The organism is Vibrio sp. 1069 (assembly GCF_033340555.1).
Genome location: NZ_JAWOWP010000113.1, coordinates 1 through 1,071, shown reverse-complemented (window position 1 = coordinate 1,071; position 1,071 = coordinate 1). Strand labels below are relative to the sequence as shown.

Annotated in this window: 1 protein-coding gene and 1 pseudogene; both read right to left on the bottom strand. The window is 49.0% G+C overall.

Features of this window, described 5'->3' with window-relative positions; genetic code table 11:
* Positions 1-95 precede the first annotated feature (95 nt).
* Positions 96-887: an acetylglutamate kinase gene (gene argB, locus R7040_RS24800; RefSeq protein ID WP_005496562.1), complete on the bottom strand. Its 792-nt coding sequence runs from the start codon at positions 885-887 to the stop codon at positions 96-98.
* A gap of 21 nt (positions 888-908) precedes the next feature.
* Positions 909-1,071, bottom strand: a pseudogene (locus R7040_RS24795) (N-acetyl-gamma-glutamyl-phosphate reductase); the annotation flags it as partial.

The following is a 1,071-nucleotide window of genomic DNA, read 5'->3' as shown; positions in this document are numbered from 1 at the left end:
GCTCATGTTTTTTCTCCAAACTTAACTGGTGCTGCGCTCGGCGGTCAGTGCCAACCACTTCCTAATGTTGAATTCTTTAACTGTTTTGCTTCCGCTTATTGAGGCAGAAACTGTGTTCCAATACTTTCACCAGCAAATAACTGCGTGAGTTTTTCTGGGTAGCGCCACGTCGCCACTTCTATCGGACGACCAAGATCGTTTGCGGCTTCGAGAGCAGCTTTCACTTTGACGATCATCCCATCAGTGATCACTTGGCCTTCGATCAGCGCATTAGCTTCTTTCTCAGATAAGCTTTTAAGCAGATGACCTTTGCCATCTAACACACCGCTTACATCTGACAACAGCACCAACTCCGCGTCCAAAGCACCCGCAACGGCAACCGCTGCTTGATCCGCATTCACGTTCATCATTTGACCTTCAGCCGTGAGACCAATAGAGCTGATGATAGGCAGTGCGCCCGTATTTAAAATCGCTTGAAGTAAGCTTGAATCACCCGGCGTCGCTTTGCCCACCGCGCCTAATTCAGGGTCTAACTCTTCGACGTGACAAAGACCACCATCCGCTAGGCTCAAGCCCACCGCATTCAAACCATCGGCAATCGCTTGACCTTGCAGTAACTTATTTGCCGTTCCTGCCAGCGCACCGGCAATGACTGGAATTTGATCGTATGGCGTCACACGTAGACCATGTTTCTTTACGGTCTTAAGTTGAAGTTTCGCCATCAACTCATCCACCAAGTAGCCACCGCCATGAACGATGGCGATTTGTCGCTGCGCCGACTTCTGGTATGCCGCGATGGCACCAAACAGTTGGCTTAAGGTTTGAGTGCAAGATAGAGCCGCACCGCCTAGCTTAATGACTAAAGGAGCTTGATTGGTTTGCGTCATTGCTTTTCCCTCTTTCAACGACTACAGCAACGCTGTCAGTTCTGGGTAACCGTAATGAATATTTAAACACTGCATCGCTTGACTCGATGCACCTTTAAGTAGGTTGTCGATGGCCGAAATCACAATGATGTGTTCGCCTTGTACCTTCCAGCCGATATCGCAGAAAGGGGTATTTTCAACATCC